Below are 4,295 nucleotides of genomic sequence, written 5' to 3'. Positions count from 1 at the left end.
ATTTCAAGAATGATGTCTTTCAAGGATTTTCTTTCATTGGCTATTTTATCCTTGATGATAAGGTCTTTTAAGGTAAAGCGTTCGCTCAATATATCCTTGAGACTTTGCTTTTCCTTGGGAATATCGGTGATGTCTTCAAAGTAATTCGGGTCTTTACGGTGGTAATGGGATATTTGCTCACCGTTTGTCCATACCCCGATAGGTGCGCCCGTAGCATTACAATATGAACGAAGCTGGTTTTTCCCGTCTTTGAGCTTGGGTTTTTTTAGCTCAATAATGATATAGGCAGCGTCAGGACGATCTTTATCAAGAATGACAATATCAGCACTTTTCTTTTCTCTGCCAAAAGTAACCGAATATTCAAACTTTATGCGTTTTTTAGTGTAGCCATATTGATTGATAAGCCTTGCTGCATAAAGTTGGCGGACAATTTCTTCTGGTTTTAGCTGAATATCCTTTTTACGAACGATACAATTTATATAGGGGGTTTCTTTTCCTCTGGTTATTTTGGTAAAGATGGTTTCTTGTAAGTCTTCTATTTCCTTTTTCGTGAAGAGTGCAAGATGATAATTGCTGTCTTTGAGTATCGTTTGGATGATGTCCATTTTTGTTTTTGTGAGGTTTTTAATTTAGTGGGATAGAAATTATTAATGGCTTTACCACCCTGCCCTATTCAGCCGCCTTTTTAGGCGGTGTTTTTGTCGCTCTCTTTGCCGCTGGTTTAGTTGCAGATTTGGCAATCTCGACAAGTTCGCCTTGTAGCTTAGCATAGTCAGCTTTAAGGCTGGATAGCTGGCTACCCTTTTCTTGAAGCTGTGCAACATAGGCCGAGTTTTCGCTTGTGACCTTAACTGCTTTTTCTTGTGCTGCATCGAGATTTTTTTGTAGCTCTATCGCTTTTATATTTGCTTGCTCTAATTCTCTTTCCAGTCTTGAGACTTCCCCCGCATATTCGGATAATTCAGCCTTAGCTTTGGTTATGGCCTCCCCCGCTTCACTTTGGATACGTTCTACCGTCTCCCCAGCCAATGAGGACGCAGCCGCCCAAATATCAAACGCCGCCTTGTGCATGGAGTTAGTGACGCTTTCAGGCATTTGCAGCAATGGCGCAGAATGCGCGGCCTGTTCTTCTCTCCAAAGCTTGACCATATCGCCCACAGTAGAGAAAGAACCGCCTGTAATGGATATAACAGCGTTTACAGTCACGTTTTTACTATCCGCTTGTAGCTGTTCACACGCAGCATTAACCGCGCTTTGCGTTACCTTGCTTTTGCGTTCCATAAGTCACCTGATAATGTAGTATGAAGTAGTAGTAATATTACTACAAACTACTACAAAAAGATAGTAATGCTTTTAGTTAAAGTAATAAAAGCATGATTCTAATATTTATGCTTGTAATATTTTTTATCATGTTTATAATGTTTTGTAGTTTTTATTACTTTATATAGGAGTATTATAAGTATGATAATTTCATTTTTAGGGCAAAAAGGCGGGACGGGTAAAAGCTCTGTAGCGCGAGCGGTTGCTGTTGAATTTGTTCGTAGTGGTTGGAGTGTCCATGTTGCAGACATGGACACCATACAAAAAACTGTTTTCAATTGGGCAGGGCGTAGGGATGATGCAGAGATAGAGCCAGCTTTAGAGGTTGCTTTGTATCGAGAGCCAAAAGCCGCATTAAAAGCCGCTGATATATCAGATTTATTAATTATTGATGGTAAGGCTTTTGCTGATGCTCACCTTTTAACTGTTGCTAAGGCTTCGGATTTAATCGTAATTCCCGTGGGCGTGAATGCTGATGATTTAGAGCCTACTTTAAACCTCGCTACCGAGCTAATTAACAAAGGGATTTCCCGAGCATCTATGTTGTTTGTAGTTGATAAAGTTCCCGACAACGGAGAGCGCGAAGCAATGGACACACGCCAGACTATAAAGAATTGGGCGTTTAACGTATCACAAGGATATATACCCTTTAAAACGGCATATAGTCAGGCAATGGACGCGGGACGGACTTTGAACGAAACCAAATACAAAGGGCTGAACGAAAAGACCGATAAAATTATTCAGCAAATTGTTGATGCTGCAATAAATACCCAAGATAAAAAATCAAAAAGGAGTAAATAAAAATGGCTAAAATCGCACCACCAACCGAAAAGAAAACACCAGTTAAACGCGCAGTAAAGAAAGCTATCGAAATGAAAAGTAATAAAGCCACAGGGCAAACACCACCTGATGCCATAATACCTTTACAAATAAAAATCCCTGAAACTGTAAAGAATGAATTTAAGGCTATGGCTTCAATTAGGGGGCAATCAATGAATGCTTTATTTTTAGAAATGTTTGAAGAGTATAAAGAGTCTCATTAGTAGTATTTGTCATATAGTTAATATTAAAGGTATAAATATTAGAATCATGCTTTTATTGTTAGCATGTAATATACATTTATCATATTACTATTACTTAACATGTTTACATTAAAATGTTGTTACAGATTTTTAAGGCTCAATGAACCGAAAATGAACCACTAAAAAGGAGGTCATAGCATGATTAAATTATCAACCGCATGTGTTAAGCAGCCTGATATGAAAGACGCTGTACTTATGCCTTATTATGATAACAGCGACCCGCGATATTTTGATAAAGGGAAAAAGTTTGACAAGGGGAAAAAGAAAATGGCAGACACCAAGAAGAAACCAGCTAAAAAGAAAGCTGTTACAAAGGTAATAAAAAAACCGCCAAACTTACCAATTAAAAGCGTTCAACATGACTTGTTTAGGGAGTTTTTAAGTAATGACCCCGAAGAAGTTTCTAATACGGTGGAGCTATGGGAGCGAATCCCTAAATATTTTTTATCACCAGAGGAACAAAAAAAACTAAGAGGTTCTAATGGTCTGGCTCAACCTTATGTCTATAGTTATGTGTTAAGGGATAAAAACGGCGCACCTTTACCCTTTAAAGTAAAAATACAGCCCGCTTTAATTGAGCAACCAGACGGAAATCACATAGCTTTTTTTCCTACCAGCGCGGAGGAGATTATAGAGGAAGTTCTAAAAAAGATTTTTACCGAACAAAATCTAGGCATCCATGATGTTAGAAACGCAGAAAGTTGGGTTAGGTTTAGCTATGGAATGATAAATAAAGAACTTAGAAAAAATCATTGCAGTAAAACACATCAACAGATTAAGCATTCTTTAGAAATTATGAGTAAGTGCATTATTACAGCTTATGAAGATGATGAGGAGATTTATACAGGGGCAATACTGCAAGATTATTGCAGTGTAGACCGTAAAAAATACCTTGATGATTCAAAAGCCCTACATGTTGCAAGATTGCCCGTTTTTATTTCTCATGCTGTTAATACTCTACAATATAGACAATTCAACTATAAAAGAATGATGAGGTTAAAGAGTGCTTTATCACGGGAAATTTTAAGAAGAATGATTAACCGTTTTATTCAAGCAAGCCTTATAAAAACATATCATTTTCGATTTTCTACAATTCAAGAAGAAACCCCATATTTAAGAGCTGTAAAACAAAGTAAAAATAGAGAAAAAATCATCTCTGCCTTAACTGAATTAGTAAAAGAAGGGGCTATATATAGTTATGAGCTAGAAAAATCAAAAGAGGGTAATAAAATAAGCGACATTAAATATGTATTAAGCCCTACACAGGAATTTTGTAGTGAGCAAAAAGCATCTAATGCAAGGGCTAATATAATTGAAGATAAGGCTAAATTAGAAGGACTTGGAATTGTGGATAAATCAAAAACAGGTAGGCAGTCCACGGGGCAGTAAGTCCAATAAAGTAGGCAGTCCACGGGGCAGTAAGTAGGCAGTCCACGGGGCAGTAGCTTAAAGTTAATGGATTATGTTAAAAAATGAGGGTTTATTATGGTAATAAGGTAGGCAGTCCACGGGGCAGTAACCGAAAAAAGTAGGCAGTCCACGGGGCAGTAACCAAAAAAAGTAGGCAGTCCACGGGGCAGAGGTAGGCAGTCCACGGGGCAGTACCCCCCAAAGTAGGCAGTCCACGGGGCAGTAAAAAAATTATTTTTAATCTAGTCTATTGAAAAATAAAGATATTTTTACTTATCAAAATTCCCTAGTCTTTCCTTTATTTAGCCTTTTATATTTAGTCTTGTATTTTCAGCTTGTGGATAAGTTAAGTCAAAATTAAAAATCTGTATTTATTATCGTTCCCAAAATATCCAAAAAAAGAAAGCCGTAGGCGCGCCATCCTACCTCATGAAACACTTGGGACTCCTGTCGCCAAATATTCATTCACATACGGAGCGAATT

Annotated in this window: 5 protein-coding genes; 3 read left to right on the top strand and 2 right to left on the bottom strand. The window is 37.7% G+C overall.

All coding sequences use genetic code 11. From position 1 onward, the window contains the following. Together BQ7314_RS01860 and BQ7314_RS01855 are read right to left on the bottom strand one after the other, a co-directional pair. Nucleotides 1-605: type I restriction enzyme HsdR N-terminal domain-containing protein (locus BQ7314_RS01860; protein WP_174482007.1), on the bottom strand; the 605-nt coding region annotated here is incomplete at its 3' end. A 64-nt stretch (nucleotides 606-669) separates the two neighbouring features. After that, nucleotides 670-1,281: a DNA-binding protein gene (locus BQ7314_RS01855; protein ID WP_174482006.1), complete on the bottom strand. Its 612-nt coding sequence runs from the start codon at nucleotides 1,279-1,281 to the stop codon at nucleotides 670-672. A gap of 180 nt (nucleotides 1,282-1,461) precedes the next feature. Between BQ7314_RS01855 and BQ7314_RS01850 the strand changes: the two genes are divergently transcribed. From BQ7314_RS01850 to BQ7314_RS01840, 3 genes are all read left to right on the top strand, one after another. After that, nucleotides 1,462-2,121, top strand: a complete 660-nt coding sequence (locus BQ7314_RS01850) for a ParA family protein (protein ID WP_174482005.1) — start codon at nucleotides 1,462-1,464, stop codon at nucleotides 2,119-2,121. A 2-nt stretch (nucleotides 2,122-2,123) separates the two neighbouring features. Beyond that, a complete protein-coding gene (locus BQ7314_RS01845) occupies nucleotides 2,124-2,363 on the top strand; it encodes a hypothetical protein (RefSeq protein WP_174482004.1) in 240 nt (79 codons plus the stop codon). A 177-nt stretch (nucleotides 2,364-2,540) separates the two neighbouring features. After that, entirely contained in the window at nucleotides 2,541-3,791 is a 1,251-nt protein-coding gene (locus BQ7314_RS01840; protein WP_174482003.1) for a hypothetical protein, read from the top strand. Nucleotides 3,792-4,295 lie beyond the last annotated feature (504 nt).

The organism is methanotrophic endosymbiont of Bathymodiolus puteoserpentis (Logatchev), assembly GCF_900128525.1.
Lineage (GTDB): Bacteria > Pseudomonadota > Gammaproteobacteria > Methylococcales > Methylomonadaceae > Methyloprofundus.
The sequence above is the reverse complement of the archived record's forward strand: the minus strand, read 5'-3'. Positions and strand labels throughout refer to the sequence as shown.